General features: G+C 43.5%; 13 protein-coding genes. 3 read left to right on the top strand and 10 right to left on the bottom strand.

Features of this window, described 5'->3' with window-relative positions; translation table 11 throughout:
- Positions 1-132 precede the first annotated feature (132 nt).
- On the bottom strand, positions 133-2373 hold the full coding sequence (locus C7Y69_RS00590) for a heparinase II/III family protein (RefSeq protein WP_126871463.1): 2241 nt from the start codon (positions 2371-2373) through the stop codon (positions 133-135).
- Positions 2374-2738: 365 nt separating this feature from the next.
- Positions 2739-3764 carry a zinc-binding alcohol dehydrogenase family protein gene (locus tag C7Y69_RS00585; RefSeq protein WP_126871462.1) on the bottom strand — a complete coding sequence of 342 codons (1026 nt, stop codon included), beginning with the start codon at positions 3762-3764 and terminating at the stop codon, positions 2739-2741.
- 137 nt (positions 3765-3901) lie between these two features.
- Between C7Y69_RS00585 and C7Y69_RS00580 the strand changes: the two genes are divergently transcribed.
- Complete coding sequence (locus C7Y69_RS00580; protein WP_126871461.1) at positions 3902-4834, top strand: LysR family transcriptional regulator; 933 nt, start codon at positions 3902-3904, stop codon at positions 4832-4834.
- Here the strand turns inward: C7Y69_RS00580 and C7Y69_RS00575 are convergent.
- Positions 4831-5442, bottom strand: a complete 612-nt coding sequence (locus tag C7Y69_RS00575) for an ACP phosphodiesterase (RefSeq protein ID WP_126871460.1) — start codon at positions 5440-5442, stop codon at positions 4831-4833. The genes C7Y69_RS00580 and C7Y69_RS00575 overlap by 4 nt on opposite strands.
- A gap of 140 nt (positions 5443-5582) precedes the next feature.
- On the opposite strand from C7Y69_RS00575, the gene miaE reads away from it, so the two are divergent.
- Positions 5583-6341: a tRNA isopentenyl-2-thiomethyl-A-37 hydroxylase MiaE gene (miaE, locus tag C7Y69_RS00570; protein ID WP_126871459.1), complete on the top strand. Its 759-nt coding sequence runs from the start codon at positions 5583-5585 to the stop codon at positions 6339-6341.
- Between the two features lie 567 nt (positions 6342-6908).
- Positions 6909-7505 carry a Yip1 family protein gene (locus C7Y69_RS00565; protein ID WP_013783507.1) on the top strand — a complete coding sequence of 199 codons (597 nt, stop codon included), beginning with the start codon at positions 6909-6911 and terminating at the stop codon, positions 7503-7505.
- Between the two features lie 126 nt (positions 7506-7631).
- Here C7Y69_RS00565 and purF read toward each other — a convergent pair whose 3' ends face one another.
- From purF to C7Y69_RS00530, 7 genes are all read right to left on the bottom strand, one after another.
- Positions 7632-9155 (bottom strand): amidophosphoribosyltransferase, encoded by a 1524-nt coding sequence (purF, locus tag C7Y69_RS00560; RefSeq protein ID WP_013783506.1) that lies wholly within the window; start codon positions 9153-9155, stop codon positions 7632-7634.
- A 14-nt stretch (positions 9156-9169) separates the two neighbouring features.
- Entirely contained in the window at positions 9170-9658 is a 489-nt protein-coding gene (locus C7Y69_RS00555; protein WP_126871458.1) for a CvpA family protein, read from the bottom strand.
- Positions 9659-9818: 160 nt separating this feature from the next.
- Positions 9819-10427, bottom strand: a complete 609-nt coding sequence (locus tag C7Y69_RS00550) for an SPOR domain-containing protein (RefSeq protein WP_126871457.1) — start codon at positions 10425-10427, stop codon at positions 9819-9821.
- Between the two features lie 31 nt (positions 10428-10458).
- Positions 10459-11778, bottom strand: a complete 1320-nt coding sequence (gene folC, locus C7Y69_RS00545) for a bifunctional tetrahydrofolate synthase/dihydrofolate synthase (RefSeq protein WP_126871456.1) — start codon at positions 11776-11778, stop codon at positions 10459-10461.
- Complete coding sequence (gene accD / locus C7Y69_RS00540; protein WP_013783502.1) at positions 11778-12623, bottom strand: acetyl-CoA carboxylase, carboxyltransferase subunit beta; 846 nt, start codon at positions 12621-12623, stop codon at positions 11778-11780. Before accD ends, folC begins: the two co-directional genes overlap by 1 nt.
- A 232-nt stretch (positions 12624-12855) precedes the next feature.
- Entirely contained in the window at positions 12856-13647 is a 792-nt protein-coding gene (gene truA, locus C7Y69_RS00535) for a tRNA pseudouridine(38-40) synthase TruA (RefSeq protein WP_126871455.1), read from the bottom strand.
- Positions 13648-13708: 61 nt separating this feature from the next.
- Positions 13709-18193 (bottom strand): FimV/HubP family polar landmark protein, encoded by a 4485-nt coding sequence (locus C7Y69_RS00530; protein ID WP_126871454.1) that lies wholly within the window; start codon positions 18191-18193, stop codon positions 13709-13711.
- Positions 18194-18509 lie beyond the last annotated feature (316 nt).

The raw sequence follows: 18509 nt of genomic DNA, 5'->3' as shown, positions 1-18509 counted from the left end.
CATGTAACTGCTAACTTCAGCGAAAAAGAGACACGGCCTTTAATATTGCTACTTTAAAAAATGACTATATAGCTTAATTTTTCGCACTAAATACTTTATTAACACTTTAGCTAAGTACGAATAAAATCTGCCTTACTGATAAAAATAAGGGCCAGTCCAACTAACCTTTTTGCCGTCTATCTTCACACTGTGTTTAGCATTTTTCGACGCATCCACATTAGAGATAATAAACAGCTGCTTCTCACCCTTCATATCGGTAATTGAAACACCAGTATAATCATCGCTATCCATCACAACCTTCAAACTAGCAATACTGCTTTTTGAATTTTGTGATGATTCGCTTACTGGACTGTATGAACCATGCGGCTCAATAACAGATACAAACAAGGTGTCTTGCGTGTCTGTTCTACGCAGCATAATGCCTGGATCACGACGAAGATTGAATTGAGGGTCGTTAGCGCCAATGCGAGTAAACAATATTTCGTCGTTATCATCATTTACGGTCGTCAGCGTGTAGTACTTTCCATTACTCAACCAAGAGAACTTCGCATTTTCGCCTTCCGCTTTACCACGCCCTTCAACGTACAAATGTTGATAGCCGTTATCGTCGCCTAGCGGGTTTAAACTGGTTGGCGATTCATACTCGAAGTTCATGTCTAATACTTGCCCCATGTAATAATATGGGAAGTCGTATTGATTTATAGTATCTGAATTAACACGCATAATATCCAGCATGAATGGCTTTTCGAAGTTTTCATCTTTGATTAGGGCCATAGTGCGCTGCATCTTAGTACCTGGGTAAGCATTTTCTTCGGTCGCACTAACCACTTTTACGTTTTCATCTTCGGCATCAAAGGTAAACAGATCTGAGTGATGTTGACTGGCCACATCATATACGCCATTAAAATGCTTTTTCTCGTTAATAGACAAAGTATTGTGAGCAATGGTTGTTTTTGCCCAAGTGGTATTTTCTTTTAAGTAATTACCACCGCCTTTTTGCTCAATATTCACAAAACGCGCTAAGCCGTAATCTTGCAGTACTTCATCACCTTTCTCATATAACGAATAAGAAAGCTTATCGTAATGGCCATGGCTCAAACCCTGCGCAGCATATTTAAATACTAACGTTAATTCTTCATCACCATGACGCAATACACCAATACCGCCTTGCTTACCGTCGATACCGTCGCTTAGGTTCACAGAACTTTTCACAAATGGCTTAGCTTTACCGTCTCGAACACCGATAGCAGCAGCTAAACCAGATTCGTCCAGTAACACTTCGTTTTGCTTCTCTACAACGCTTAATAACTGAGGACTTTTATTACCATAAAAATAGGCCAAATCCACGGCAGTAACTAATGAACTACTGTAATACGACATGCCTTTTTGACCGTCGTTAATTGGGAAGAATTCACCGTCAGCGTCAGAAAGGTTGAGTAAAGCACTTACCCCTTTAAGCAAAACATTGTCTTTGTGTTGTAGTACTTTTAAGTCTGGGCGATTATTTTCCATAGCCAATGCAAAGATAAGGAATGGATACATGGCATAACGCTGATAATAAGGGCCTTCGGTGTAATAACCGTCTGGTGAGAAAGGTTCTTCTAAGTTAGCGAAGAAGCCTTTGCGTTGCCCTTCTACTTTAATAGTGCCGCCGTCGTTGTCTTTACCACCTACTACCAAGCCGTCATCTTCAATACCATATAATGCGCGCTGAATAAGCTCTTCATCGTTCATAACAAGGCCAATCATACCAACCGCAGCAATGCCCCAGGTACTATGATTATGAACGCGGTTGAAAAACTGAGGGTTTTCTAGCGAAATAAAATCGGCAAAAGGTCGAAACAGATTGGTCTCTAAAGTTTCACGCTCTTCAGCTGAAAGGTAATCATAAATGGCATCGTAAGCTTGGCTCATATAAACCAGCCAGTTACTGTCGTTCAAGCATTGCCAAAATAACTTACCACGTGAATAAGAACGTTCTTGCGGATGAAGGGGTAAATCTTTATACATGGCTTCATATTGAAACAACATATCGCGAATATATTTCGCGTATTTTTCATCTTCCAGAACTTGGAAAAGTACGCCGGCTTTTTGAGCGGTATAGAAATTTTGCTTATGGCGTTGATGTGTATAACCGCCTGAAAAATCTTTAGGAATAGGCGTATCAATGCCCATAGCGATTTCAGCATCTACTTGGCTTTTCACCGAGGAAAGTGTTTCATCAAACAAAGGCACTTGACCCAAATGCTCTCTCATTTTCTCAACACCAGGCTCGGTAAGAATAAGATTAGGGTGTTCTTTTGCTTGTATGGTAAACGGCGACATGCTGATACCAACGGTTAACAAAGTTAGGGTAAATTTTTTTATATTCATATTATAAGTTCCGTTTTTAACACTTCGCCTTTTTAGAATTTATTAACAATGGGTGTAGGGTAAAAATTGTTAATAAGAAGATAGCGAATTGAGAATTAGTACAATAACAGAACCTCTAAGGTATAAAAGCTGACCACTGCGAGAAAATGCAAAAACAACCAACTATTTGTTCAATATATAGTCACTTGTAGTATTTTTACTAAAAAATCTTGTATTGGCAGGTGCTAAATAAAAACGTAAATGGAATGACAAACGTGACGTACCACTTAGTACGCCACGTTTAATACGTGATGTTTCGCTAGTCAACATTGCATTGAGCTAGTTTTATCACATCAAACTCGATATACAATTACCCAACAAAAAAGTTAGAAACCTTCTAAAACAATTTTTCCAATTGCTGTGCCTGCTTCTAGGGTTTTATGCGCTTCAATTAAGTTTGCCGCATTAATCTTACCCAAATGCTTACCTACGGTTGTTTTCACGTGGCCAGCATCAATTAACGCGGCAACATCAGATAGCAACTCACCTTGGGCGCTCATATCTTCTGTTTGGAACATTGAACGGGTAAACATAAACTCCCAGTGCAAAGAAATACTCTTTGGCTTGAGCTTTGAAATATCTAATGCTTTAGGGTCGTCAATAAGCGCAATTTTACCCATAGGCTTCATGATTTCTACGTAGGCATCGAGATATGCATCAGTGGCATTCAAGCTTGCCACATGTGTAACAGGTACAATATTTAACGCTGTTATTTGTTCAGCCAATGGTTGGCGATGGTCAACAATATAATCTGCACCCAAGCTTTTCACCCACTGTTTAGAGCTTTCACGAGAAGCAGTGGCAATAACCGTAGCACCGGTTAAGCTTTTTAGCAGTTGAAGCATGATTGAACCAACCCCGCCAGCCGCGCCTACTACTAACACGGTTTCGTTAGTTTTCTTGGTATTACCCGCTTGTTGTTTTTCAAGCGCCAAATGTTGGAACAATAATTCCCATGCCGTTATCGCGGTAAGCGGTAATGCCGCCGCTTCGCTATCAGACAAGCTTTTCGGAGCACGGCCAACAATGCGTTCATCTACTAACTGGAATTCAGCATTCGCGCCTTGGCGTGTTAAATCGCCTGCGTAATATACTCTATCACCGACTTTCAAGGTTTTTACATCATCACCAGCTTCAACCACTTCACCTACCGCATCCCACCCCAAAATTTTAGCTTCACCATTTTCAGGCGACACACGTTGGCGAATTTTAAAATCTACTGGATTAACGGCAATAGCATTGATTTTCACCAACACATCACGTCCCGATGCGGCAGGCTTGGCAAGCTCTACATCCGTTAGTGCGTTTTCATCTGTTATAGGTAAAGATGTAGTGTATCCAATTGCTTTCATCGAGAAATCCCCTTCTGCTTAAGTAAAATACTGAACGAATGTGCATATTCATATGCGATGAGAATATAATACGCCTTGACTGTTTCAAATTAAACAGCACAATATTTGAAACATTATCAATAGAAAATAGATAATCTATGTTACTTGAAGATCTCATTGTTATTTTAAAGGTCGCTGAGTTTCGCAGTATTACTGCCGCAGCAGCTAGCTTAGACATGCGCACAGCAACCGCTAGTGCTGCGGTTAAGCGAGTTGAAAGCACGCTAGGTTCCGACCTTTTTATTCGAACAACTCGTTCGCTTCGCCTATCTGCCGCGGGTGAGCGTTACTTACCTGTTTGCGAGCAAGCCATCACCATGCTTGAACACGCAAAGCAAAACCTGCAAGAAGATACAGGCAATATTGAGGGCGAATTACGCATAGGCTTATCGTCAGATTTAGGCCGCAATGTTATTTCCCCCTGGCTCAACCGCTTTATGGATGAGCACTCTGGTATTACCATGAAGCTGCATTTAAGCGACAGCAATATCGATTTTTATCGCGACCCTGTTGATATCGCCCTTCGTTACGGCTCGCCAAACGATGCCAGTTTATACGGCTTTAAAATATGTGAAGTGCCTAGGTTATTGGTCGCCTCCCCCGCTTATTTAGAGAAGCATGGCACACCAAAAACTTTAGAAGACCTACCTAAACACAACGGCCTTTTTTATCAGCTACACGATATTATTTATAATGAGTGGGAACTTGCCAGCGACAATCAACCCGTGAAAATTAAAATGCAGGGTAACCGTGCTGCTAATGATGGCGACATGGTGCGAAGATGGTGTGTGAATGGCCATGGCCTTGCGGTGAAGTCTAGTTTGGACATGTGCGACGACCTACTTAATAACCGCGCAGTCGCGTTAATGCCTGGCTATATTGTTAAGCCTACCCAATTGTGGCTAATTTGCCCTAGTAGGCAAACCATAACGCCCGCCGTAAGGTTGCTAAGAGATACCCTTAGGACACAATGCCAATACCAATTACAACAGTTGGTGGCAGCAGGTATTTTTACCGAGGATAGAATCTAAACCGTGATGAGTCCGCTAGGAGTACCGCGCTCAGGCCCGTGCTGCTGAACATGTTCAATTAATGCGGGAAAAAAGCCTAGAAACAGGCTATTCAAAGACGTGAAGTTTGCTTCTATATCTTGCACGCATTGAGCAAAATCATTTTTAAATCGTATGCGCTTCGCTACCGCCTGTATGGCGTAACCTATCCCTTCAAATTCCGCATAGTCTGCAAACCAGTTGTGCGTAATCATATGAGAAACACTACGCTGCATGGTGGTGGGCATGACAGGCAGCTTCTTTTCCAATAACGAAAAGCTGTGCTCACAAAATGCTTCAAATGGAATAGTAGAGAATCGCGCCCAATGCGTAATTAATAAATGATCGAACAGCATATCTATCGCCACGGGCGCAAAACGCCTATGCTCAGGTTTAAACAACGCTTTTGCTTGTTTTACGCTAGCATGACTGTCAGTAAACTTATCTACTGTATAGTGGTTTTCTAGGCCTCTACTTACGCCATTACTGAGCGTGGCGAGTGCTACACCCTTGCGAAAATCGCCAAGTAAATTCCCGTAGTGAGAATCGGCATTAGGTTGGGCTAAAAAAAGGTGTGCTAGATAATTCATTATTCCATTATACGTAAAATGGCTAGCAAATTGTTTACCCCATCAAATATTGTTTTGGTATTTGCAACGTCCCCATCGGTTCGAAGGATGAATGTGGTATAATTATACTTTACGTTAGCCCTAATTTAGTTTTAAAGACAGTGAATACAGCAGAATTACTCGCCCCAATAAATACGTTTTTACACGCTACAACACCAGATGCATGGGTTGAAGAAGCTACCAAGCCTGAAAACTTTTCCATGCTGCTTTTAGATCATTTGATTTGCGAGCTTAAAGCATCTCAATCGGCCATGTTTCTTATAAGAAAGTACGCTGTCGATAAAGAAAGTAGTGATGCCCTTTTAGCGTGGCTGCAACCCTTCGAGCAATACGTGTATAAACGTGAAGGTGACTGGCGAGATTTACCGTCGAAAAATAAACTGTCGAAATCTGTTATTCCACGCTCTGATTCAAAATACGGCCAAGACCTTATTGATAAAATGGTGCTACTAATTAAAGAGGAGTTACATCACTTTTATCAGGTATTGGAGATGATGGACCATTTCGATATTGAGTATCGAAGCATCACCCCTTCGCGCTACGCAAAAGGGTTACTTAGGCACGTTAAAACTCACGAGCCAGATGCGTTAGTCGACAAACTCATATGTGGCGCTTATATCGAGGCCCGCTCTTGCGAGCGATTCGCAAAATTAGCGCCCCACGTAGATGCAAAGCTTGGTGAATTTTATATTTCCTTGCTTCGCTCTGAAGCTAGGCACTATCAAGACTACTTGTCGCTGGCCACCGATATCGCGGGCAAAGATATTTCAGAAAGAATTGCGTACTTTGGTGAGGTAGAGGCTGAATTAATCACTACCAGTGACAGCGATTTTAAATTCCATAGCGGGCTTCCAGCTTAAGGTATTTATAACGCCCTTACAGGCTTTCTAAAATGAAGGGTTGGAAGTTGATAATGCGTGGCGCCATGCCACGCTTTCAACTCATCGTTTATCACCATCTTCTCTCTTTGAGTATTGTTTACTTATTTTTATTCATACCCTTTTTCTTGTCTGGATGTTCTTCTCTAGTTATTTAAACGCTCTTATCTGGTTGCACTCAACTAATTGGTCTCGCCTGATACTGTTACCTGATTACTTTTACTTGGTTGCACTTAGCTAATTGCCCTTCTTTACTTGGCTAACCGGGTCGATAGCACCGCCTTACCTAAGATAATCCTTATATTAATTAACCTATTTAGCCTTCAATTCGTTTAAATTCCTGCCTGATTTCGACCCATCTTGGTGCACCCTACACAATTAGACTAATAAGTGCGTTTTAAGACCTATTTTTCACACTATTTATTTGACTGATTCATCATCCTGTAGCAAAATTGTCGTGTAAATTAAATGTTGCATTTTATACTTTAGTATTAACATTGATTCTTATAAAAAATAATACTCTTCAGACTTTCTCAGAGGCGAAGGACAATGCTTTTAAACCATGTTATTGGGATGTACACACATCCAAAAGAAGAATGCCGTAATATCGATCGACGCCAGGAAACTTTTTTCTACGCATTTAGCCACATTGCTATTATTGCGTTAATACCCACTATTGTGGCGTATTACTCAACCGTTTACACAGGTTGGAGTATGGGCGGAGATCTCATCAAATTAAGCGAAAGCAGTGCGCTATTAATGGCGACGGGTATGTATTTCGGCTTAGTTGCAGGCGTAGTGGCCTTGGCAGTGGTCATTCATGAGCTAGCTAAAGCGTTTGAATCAACCACCACTTTCACGCAATCACTAGAGTTAGCCGCTTACACCGCTACCCCATTATTTATGGTAGGTTTTGCTGGTTTGTATCCAGAGCTTTGGGTGGTAATGGCTGCACTATTAGTAGGTGTAAGCTATTCAGTCTACTTACTTTTTTCTGGTGTGCCTTTGTTATTACAATTGCCACAAGAAAAAGGGTTTATCTATTCCAGCTCAGTGGTTACCTGTGGGCTAGTGTTAATGGTTATTTTAATGACTGGAGCGGTACTATTGTGGGGTATTACAACAGGCCCTATTTTCGCCAGCTAGCGAATAAAAAAATAGTAAATTATTTTACCCATTCAGCCACAAAATAATAAACACAAAAAAAGCCGCTTAATAGCGGCTTTTTTGATGACTTCAGCACATAGTCGAAACTATCTGCTGAGGATTATCCTAGTCGTTAGAATCGATATTATGCATATCTAAATTGCTCAACTCTGCTTGCAGAATGGGCGCTTCACGAGACTTCTCGCCACGCGAAATATCAATACGTTCAAGGTAGTCTTGGTCTACATCACCGGTAATATAGTTGCCGTCGAAAACTGAAGTTTCAAAACGTTGAATTGAATCGTTTTCTTCCCGAACTGCTTCAACTAAATCAGTGATATCTTGGAAGATAAGACCGTCAGCTTGAATAAGGTCGGCTATTTGATCGATTTCTCGGCCATAGGCAATCAGTTCGTTGGCTGAAGGCATGTCGATACCATATACGTTAGGGAAACGTATTTCAGGCGCTGCAGAGGCGAAGTATACCTTCTTAGCTCCAGATTCTCTGGCCATCTCAATAATTTGGCCAGATGTAGTACCGCGAACAATAGAGTCATCAACTAACAACACGTTCTTGCCTTTAAATTCAGACGAGATAGCGTTTAGCTTGCGGCGTACAGACTTCTTACGCATAGTTTGGCCAGGCATTATAAAGGTACGACCAATGTAGCGATTCTTCACAAAGCCCTGACGGTATGGCAACTCTAAGGTGTTGGCAATTTGCAGTGCCACATCCATAGACGTTTCAGGGATAGGAATAACAACATCGATGTCTAAATCGCTCCATTCACGGGCAATTTTTTCACCTAATCGGCGGCCCATATTCACGCGAGACGCATAAACTGAGATACCGTCGATAAAGCTATCTGGGCGTGCAAAATACACAAACTCAAAAATACAAGGCGAAGTAATGGGGTTCTCGGCACACTGTCTGGTATGAAGCTCGCCATTTTCAGTAATGTACACGGCTTCACCTGGCGACACATCGCGGATAAATTGGAAGCCAACGGCATCCAGTGCCACACTTTCCGATGCTACCATCCATTCTTCGCCAAGCTCTGTCATACGCTTACCTAGCGCTAACGGGCGAATGCCGTGTGGGTCACGAAATGCCACAATACCTTGGCCGATAATAGCGGCAACAACCGCGTACGCACCGCGAATTTTCTTGTGTACTTTAGTAACTACTTCAAAGATATGTTCAGCGGTAACACTTAGCCCTGCCACTTGCTGTAGCTCGTGAGCAAGAATGTTTAACAACAATTCTGAATCAGATGTGGTGTTAATATGACGACGGGCAATTCGAAATACTTCTTCTTGCAAATCGTGTGCATTGGTAAGGTTACCATTGTGTGCAAACGCAATACCAAACGGTGAGTTCACATAGAAAGGCTGAGCTTCGGCTGAACTTGAGGTGCCCGCAGTAGGATAGCGAACATGCCCAATACCCATATTACCCGATAAACGCTTCATATGACGCGTATGAAATACATCACGAACCAAACCATTTGCCTTACGCAAATTAAACATATTTTGGTCGATGGTCATTATTCCAGCAGCATCCTGTCCACGATGTTGGATTACCGTTAAACCATCGTACAAAGACTGAGCTACTGGTGTTTTACCAACTATTCCGACAATACCACACATGTGCGTTACCTATATCAAGCGGGATTTAAGAAACTGGAGGAGCCTTTCACATACGTGAAAAACCACTCAATAATGACACCAAATTCGGGAATAAGTACCGACGTTTGCCACCACTGCGATGAGGCAGCAGCAGAGAAAGTGTCCATGAAAAAGAGAAGCGCGCTAACGATAAGTACGCCGCGGAGCGCTCCAAATACAATGCCTAAAACGCGATCGGTACCTGACAAGCCTGTAGCCTGAACCAGTTGTCCAATTGCAAAATTTAACATGCCGCCTAGCATCAGAGTTGATACAAATAAAGCGGCAATGGCAGCGCCATTTCGAAGATACACATCATCGATGGCAGTAAAATATACGGCTAAGTCGGCATAAAAATGGCTGGCAATAAAGAGTGCGCCAAACCATACCACAAGAGAGATGGCTTCTTTAACAAACCCTCTAATAAGGCTTATTAAGGTAGATACCGCAACGATACCCAATATGGAAAAGTCTACCCAGTTCATTGTCTCTTAATTGCGTTATAGTCGCGGAAGTTGTTAGTAGCGACATGCCGTTGGCGAGATGGCGCGCATTCTAACAGAAGCCGGAAAAATTACCAATGTGTAATATTTTTAGCTTCTGATTTTCACGGTGTAGAAAGTGCTGTGTACCTATCGGTTTACACTATTCTACTTTAAACGTGGTGACCTTACCTTTCAGGTCGGTGAGTTCACGTAAATGGGGCAATGCTGCCTCTAATTTTTGTTTTTCTAAGTCTGGGCCAACAAACACTTTGTTGAGCGGACCAGAGTTAGTCATTATCCGGCGACTAAACGCACGATACCCAGCTTTCTCAAGCTTATTCAATAATGACTTTACGTTTTTCTCATGGCGAAAGCTGCCTAGTTGTATCACCCAACCTGCGTCATCCACAGTAGATGAATCTGGTGCTTCAACAATGGTTTGACTGGCAAGAGTGTCTTCTGGCGTTATTTTAGCCTCTACCGGCTCAGGCAACGCTTGAGTCTCACTAGGCACATTAGACGGTGCGCCTTCATCATCCAGCGCTTTGTCGTCTGTTACCGTAACGGGCAACTGTGCCGCTTTAGCTACCCGCTCACTAGGAAAGGCTTCGGGCTCTACAATGGGTTTCTTAGGAGGACTTGCAGGAACAGATACAAACGGTTCTTTATTGGTTTGCTTCTTGCCATCGAGAAAGTCTGGTAAAAAAATAACTGCCAGCGCCACAATGATGATGGTGCCCACGAGTCTATTCTTTAATGCCGACGTCACTATTATCTCCTGTTGAACTTATTGTTCGATTTTATTGTTGTTCATTTGCGTTGGTATAATCTAACACTTCAGCCACGGTAACAAAGGAACCAAAGACCAATATAAGTTCGCCTTCTTGGTAATCATTACGAGCTGCTTTATAAGCATTCGTCACATCGCTGAAGGTTTTGATATAGCTTTTATCAAGCTGAGCATCCAAAAGCGCCCCCGCGAGTACGTCTGCATTGCAGCCTCGAGGGCCTGATGTGCTTGCTGAGTACCATTGTGCATTCAGCGACGACAAAGGCGCAAGGGTTTCTACAATAGATTTGTCTTTTAACATACCCGCTACCACGCGTATTTTATTTGCGGGGTAACGTTTAAGCCATTCCCGCATTGCTTTGGTTGCTTGGGGGTTATGCGCGACATCCACCACCACTAGCGGGTTATGGCTAATTTCTTGTTGGCGCCCAGGCAAACGGGTGTTGGCGATAATGTGCTTTATCGCTGCTTCATCTGGCAGTAAGTTTAATAACTCTAGTGCCGCAAGTGCCGTACTCACGTTTTGTTGCGGAATATGCGGGTATGGCAGCTGGGTAAATTCAGTATGCTTACCCTTCCATTGCCACGTTCGACTGGTGCTAGCGCTAAGGCTATTGTCAGGCGCGGTATTCTCAACGATGAAAAAGTCTTGCTGCGCCCATCGAGCATCAACATCTAATTCAGACACAACGTCACGTAGTGAACTTGGCGGTAAAAGCTCGCCAATAACAGCTTTACCATTTTTTCGCATGATACCGGCTTTTTCACGAGCAATTGCTTCGCGGGTATCGCCCAGCCAGTCTTGGTGATCAAGATCAATAGTCGTAATAATGGCTAAATCTGGGTCAAGAATATTAGCGGCATCTAACCTTCCCCCTAGTCCCACTTCCAATACGGCCACATCAACACCCCAATCCTGCATCATTTTCATTGCAGCTAAGGTGCCGAATTCAAAATAGGTTAACGTGATATCGCCTCGGGCTTTTTCGATAAGCTCGAAAGCACGGCAAAATGCGCTTTCTTCAGCCAATTCACCGTTTAGCCGCACACGTTCGCAGTAACTCACTAGATGAGGAGAACTAAACACCGCAACGGTTTTACCTTGCGCAAGCATAGCTTGCTCTAACAAGCGACAGGTCGTGCCTTTGCCATTAGTACCGGCAACGGTAATAAGTAAAGCGTCTTTTAGATGGATACCCATGGCATTTGCCACAGATTTAACGCGCTCAAGCCCCATATCAATGGCGCTTGGATGTATAGATTCAAGATGAGAAAGCCACTGACTCAACGTGGTTGTTGAGCCAGTATTTTGATTTTTTTGTGTATTCACTAATTCTGATGATGCAGCTTAAGTAACAAGCCGTGTAATTTATCACGCATTTCTCTGCGGTCAACAATCATATCAATAGCGCCTTTCTCAACAAGGAACTCACTACGCTGGAAACCTTGTGGTAACTTTTCGCGTACTGTTTGCTCGATAACACGAGGACCAGCAAAACCAATCAAGGCTTTTGGCTCGGCAACGTTAACATCACCTAGCATCGCTAAACTGGCAGAAACGCCGCCCATTGTTGGGTCTGTTAACACAGAAATGTAAGGTAAACCTTTCTTGCTCATTTTTGCCAATGCTGCAGATGTTTTTGCCATTTGCATTAGCGACATAAGCGCTTCTTGCATACGAGCACCGCCACTGGCAGAGAAACAAATTAGTGGTGTGTTGTTTTCAAGACAAGCATTTACTGCAGCAACAAAGCGAGCACCTACCACAGAGGCCATTGAACCACCCATAAAGGCAAATTCGAAACTGGCTACTACCACCGGCATACCTTTTAGTTTGCCCTGCATAACAACCAAGGCGTCTTTTTCATTAGTTTGCTTTTGCGCGGCTACAATACGGTCTTTATAACGCTTTGAGTCTTTAAATTTCAAGATATCTTGTGGTTCGAATTCAGCACCAAGTTCTACGCGGTCACCCTCATCAAGAAAACCGTCTATACGGCGACGAGCCGTAATACGCATGTGATGGTCGCACTTAGGGCAAACTTCTTGAAGTTTTTCCAACTCAGTTTTGTACAACACAGCTTGGCAAGAGCCGCATTTTGTCCAAATCCCCTCAGGTACATTACCTTTTGTGGATGTTTGCGTACGCGGAAGAATTTTTTGAATCCAGCTCATGGAAAAGGAATCCTTTATATTTATTAGCGCACCGACACTGTTTTTTCATTCGTGCTTTGTGTCAATACTACATGAATATTTCGGTTACTTTATTGTAGCGCAAGAGAAAAATACGCACTACGTTAGTACAACCACCTAATATAGCGCGCTATTAGACCACAATACAGTAAAATGGAAAAAACAAAACTGGTCTAAGAAGTTGAACGGTAACCTATTGCTACCGTTCACGCTCTTAAGATTCTGGAAGAAAAAGAGGCCCTAGAGGTGATTTTGGTATACCGAAATGCTCAGGGTAAGTCACATCTACCAAATACAACCCATTAGGTTTGGCAGTGGTAGCGGCTTTTGCACGGTCTTTTAAGGTAAGTAGATGCGCCATCCAATCGACAGGTTGCTCTCCTGCCCCAATGCAAAGCAGAGAACCCGTGATGTTCCGTACCATATGATGCAAAAACGCATTCGCACGGATATCTAACACCACATAACGACCTTGCCTATGTACACTCACGCTACTCACAGTTCGGTGAGGCGTTTTGCTTTGGCACAGCGAAGCCCTAAATGTAGTGAAATCGTGCTCACCTACCAGCGCCTGTGCGGCTTCATGCATTTTTTCTGCGTCTAACTCTCGGTATTCGTGAGTAACGCCATTGTGCAGGATAGCAGGTCGCATACGGGAGTTATAAATAACGTAGCGATAACGACGATGGGTGGCCGAAAAGCGGGCATGAAAATCATCAGAGACAGGTTTGGCCCAGGTTACAGCTATCGTGTCAGGCATGTTAGCGTTGATACCAAGTGTCCAAGCACGCTCTGGACGCTCTACATCGCAATCAAAATGGACTATCTGGCCAGTTGCATGTACACCAGCATCGGTGCGACCAGCACAAAATACTATAATAGGCTTATTTGCGATAACGGTGAGTGCTTTCTCTAGGTATTCTTGCACGCTAGCCACGTCTTTTTGACGTTGCCAACCATGTACCGATGCACCATCATACTCGATGCCTAAGGCGATTCGCCCCATGTTTCAAACACCTCTAAATTGAAAAGCCGCTAAGTGTAGTCATACCGCACTCAACATGCAATTAACTGATGGATTTTAAAATACCTTCAGCTTCTTGCTTTTGCTCTTCACTACCAAGATTCATCACATCTTCGAGTAATTCTTTAGCGGCAACGATATCATCCATTTCTAGATAAACCCGTGCGAGGTCGAGGTTAGCGTTTTGCCCAGCATCTTTATCAATATCAATAACATCATCGGCATCATTAACACCGGTAAAATCAGATAGGCTTACGTCTAAATCAAGTTCTGCACTGTCTGGATCTATTTCATTGTCTTCACCATCATCCATCAGCGCTTCCACATCCAAGAAATCTTCTGGTGGAGTGCGTGGTTCGGTTTCAGCATCAAGATCCACATCGTTTAGTAGTGCACTTAAATCTAAATCTGGATTGTCGAGCTTAAGTTCAGGCTCGGGACCTTCTTCAAGATTTAGGCTTTCTGTCGATTCAGTGGTGTCAGCTGCAACGCTTGGTTCATCTTCTTGCTCGGATTCAATGCTTTGCAGCAACTCATCAAATTCTGCACCATCTAAATCGTCAAATATCTCTTCTTGTTCTGACTCTTCGGTTCCTGACAACCAGTCATCTAACCCTGGCACATCTTCTAATTCGTCGAAGTCGCTAGGGTCTTTTTCATCGGTAGAAGGCTCTTTATTGGCTGAGGGCTCTTCATTAGCTGAAGGCTCAGGCACCACGCCATCAACTTCATGCTCTAATTCAAATTCATCAATTTCATCGAAAGCGCTATCAAGAATACTGTCATCGTAATCGTTGCTTTCTGGCTCTGGCTCTGGCTCTGGCTCTGGCTCTTCAGCATCATCGCTTGATTCACCAAATGTAGGAATATCATCCATCATTTGTTTATCAAACGCCGCTAACGCATCGTCAAGTGGATCGGCTTCGGCTTCGGCTTCGGCTTCGGCTTCGGCTTCGGCTTCGGCTTCGGCTTCGGCTTCGGCTTCGGCAAGAGGCTCATCAGCACCTGGCTCGATGTCAAAAGTATCTTCTACATCTTCTTCTTCAGCAACATGAGGCTCATCTGGCGCAACGTCTAGACCTGTTTCAATATCAGAATCAAGCTCAGAAAGTAAATCGTCAGTCAGTAACTCGTCTTCATCACTGTCGTTTTCTACATCACTGTCGCTTTCGTCGTCACTATCGCTTTCGTCGTAGCTGTGGCTTTCGTCGTAGCTGTGGCTTTCGTCGTCGCTGTGGCTTTCGTCGTCGCTGTGGCTTACATCGTCGCTGTGGCTTACATCGTCGCTGTGGGCACCGTCTACGTCTACTTCTACATTTTCGGGTTCAGCAGACTCGAGAGCATCGTCCCTTTCATCATCACCATCAAAGTCTAGCTGAGCTTCAGCAGGCGGTGCTTCATCTAATACTTCGTCTTCGTTAAACCCGTCAATGTCATCTTGTGACTCGGCTTCTTCTAACGACGCTATATCTTGTATTTCTGCTTCTGGTTCATCAATGACTTGCTCAGCGGAACCTAAAGATTCAAGTTCATCTAGCGGTTCATCATTGCTTAAATCTGTTGCGTCTGTTTCTGACTCATCTTCAGCACGCTCGTCTTCGGCGGGTACTTCTTCACCGTCCTCTTCATCGGCGAGTAACTCTTCAACAAGCTCTTCATGGGAAGCTGCTTCATCTTCATTGTCTAATGCTAATTCTTCGGGCTCTGGCGCTAGCGCATCGGCCTCAAGTTCTTCATCACTAGAATCATCTTCAGCTAGTGCTTCATCAATAGGTAATTCATCAGCAACATCTTGGTCAGCTTCGTCAAAATCTGATGTTTCTTGCTGCTCGATTTCACTGTCTGTGCTTTCGGCCTCTAAGACTTCATTTTCGATGGGATCATTCTCAAGCGCATCGATTTCGGGAGCCTCATGGAGAGCATCGGTTTCATCGCTCAGGTCGTCACTAGATGGTGTTTCATCATTGTCTAGCGGCGCATCGGGTTGAGTCTGTTCGATATCACTGTCAATGTCGATATCAGCTTCAAGCTCAGCAAGAAGTTCATCTGCAAGCGCATCGCCGGAATCAGTACCTTCATCGGATTCAATATCTGCTTCTAGCTCAGCGAGTAAATCATCGGTAAGTGGATCATTAAAGTCATCGCTAGCTTCTGGAGCTTCAGTAGCCTCAGAGGTTTCTTCTGACTCGTTTTCAAACGCGTCATCTGGTTGATTTTCAGCCTCTAACTCTGCTAACAAATCATCAGTAAGTGGGTCATCAAAATCGCCACTTTCGTCAAAGTCAGGCTGAGTTTCCTCATCCGCATCGGGCGCTAAAGCTTCATCTTCAGAGTCGATTCCCGCTTCAAGCTCGGCGAGCAAATCGTCTGTTAACGGGTCGTCAAAGTCAGCATTATCATTGTCTGATTCGCCATCTATCTGAGCGTCTGCTGATTCGGGCGCTACATCGTCATCATCCGATTCAATGTCAGCTTCAAGCTCGGCCAGCAAGTCATCTGTGAAAGGGTCAGAAAAATCATCATCTGCAGATTCATCTACTTCAGGAGCCAGCTCTTCGTCAGATGCATTTTCATCGAATCCCAACTCTTCTTCACTTTCAGCCTGCAATTCAGAAATTAAGTCATCCGACAAAGGATCAGAGAAATCATCAGCATTCTCCATGTCTTCAACATCAATTTCGTCTAGGTCATCGGTAATACTGTCTAGGCTTTGAATGGCTTGTGGTGAAGGAGCTGAAGCAACAGACTCTATTGTATCCTCTTCGCTTTCGCTGTCTTCGTCACCTTCGTCTAGGCCACCCATCATTTCGATTTGCTCAATCTCGTTAAGCAAATCATCAGTAATACGATCGAGTTCTTGATTCTGCTGATTAATCTCATCATCAAGCTTATCAATCATTTCTTCATTAATAAGCTCATCTTTACTGTCTAGTTCATCAAGCAGCGTTGTTTCTGGTGCATTTTGTTCAAGCAAATCATCAATGCTGATCTCAGGCGTTTCGTCTTCATCATCAACACTGGGTAAGGTGGCAGTATCTTCTTCACTTTCATTCGATGCTGACTGAGCGGCTTCAAAAATGTCGTCTACCGAATCACTCGTTGCAGCTTCTGCCATTGCGCCATCTAAAATATCATCGATATCAAAGTCGTCATCTAAGGCATCGGGTTCAGACGCATCTGGCGCTTCTTCAATATCGGTTTCTTCTTGAGCTTCGTCTAATTCTTCACCAAGGTCTGCATCAAGCGAATCGTCAAAGTTAGCCAAGTCATCATCGTCATCACCAGATAAATCAAACCCTTCTAAACTGCTGTTTTCATCTTCACTGAGCTTATCGGATAAATCGTCATCATCGAACAAACTGTCTAGCTCATTCTGGTCAAGCTCATCACTGCCCGACTCAAATAAGTCATCGGTATCGTCTTCAGGCACCAACATGTCATCGTCAAGGTCGCCGAAGGTTTCTAAATCATCATCAAGACTTTCCTCTAGTTCAGAGGTAAGCACATCATCAAGCAAGTCGTCGTCGTTGAACAGATCGTCATCCGTCAGCTCCATGCTATCGCCAAGATCAGGCTCTAGTGCGCTGGCCAAGTCAGCCATGTCAGTATCTGGTACAGGTACATCATCAGAGATTTCTGGTACTTCGGGTGCTTCTGCAGCTTCAGCTGGTTTGCGTTTCAACAACCACGCAATTAGCCCGCCAACCAATAATAAGGTAATAATGCCGGAGCCTATAATGAGAAGCATTGGGCTAGAAAGCGAACTCCACATCGACTTTTGTTTTTCTGCTTCTCGCTGCGTTTGCTCGGCTTTCATCATGTCGAGCAGCTCTTGTTGCAGCGCTACTTGTGTATCTATTTGTGTTTTAACATCGCCTTCAACCTGATTACGAAGCTCTTGAAGTTCACCATTAACCTCGTCAACCCGCTCATACAGTTTGCGATTTTCGTTTAACAAGGCTTCCACGTTTTCTAACGACGCAGCAAATTGCATCCGAAGCTCATCAAATTGACGGGTTTGCTCTTGATCTAAACGCGTAATTTTTTGTTCTATATTGGATTGAGTTTGGCTTAAATCGTTTTGATTCACCAAAGGCGCAGGCGGTTTAATATTTCGTACGCTGCTACCGGGTTTGTTTAGCAACTCAGCGAAGGTTCGCTCGTCACTTTCTGCTCGAATCTGTGCTTGTCTTGCATCAATACGAGAAATATAACGTTCTGATGGCAACTTCAGCATAGAACCATCAACCAATAGATTTAAGTTCTGCTGTTCAAATGCATTGGGGTTTAGCTCATAAATAGCGGACATAACCTGATAAACTGACAGGTTATCATTTTGGCGATAACGCTCAGCTATACGCCAAAGGGTATCTTGAGAATCAATGGGGCCGTATTCTAACCCAGAATACTGACTGGTCGCGTTCTTGGGCCCTTTCAGCAGGGTAGCGCGTTCCTGTGCATCGACATTATTGTGGGGGGCTAGTAAACATAAAGTAAGTAAAACTAAGCCCGTCAAATGCAATTTCATAGCAATCCTATATGCCCTCAAGCGTCAACACCACCAAGTATAATGGTGGAGATTCGTAGCTAAACCTCTTTTCATTTGCGCTTAAATGCAGCAAACGGGTTCAGCTTTTTATTCTTATCATTTGATAGCGCGTGCGCACGAATGAAAATGCCCTATCAATACAGATTTTCTACATTGCTTACCGCTATTTTTTTACCTTTATTGATGTATCGACAACATCACTAAGGCCAGTGGTATTTCCAATCTGGTTTAGGAAACTATAAACCAGTTATTAATGGCAATCTAGTTAGCCCTTCTGTTTTCGGTATCTATTTGT

The sequence above is a fragment of the Alteromonas sp. KS69 genome (assembly GCF_003989595.1).
In the GTDB taxonomy this organism is placed as follows: domain Bacteria; phylum Pseudomonadota; class Gammaproteobacteria; order Enterobacterales; family Alteromonadaceae; genus Alteromonas; species Alteromonas naphthalenivorans.
Note: the sequence above shows the minus strand (reverse complement) of the source record. Positions and strands in the feature narration are given on the sequence as shown.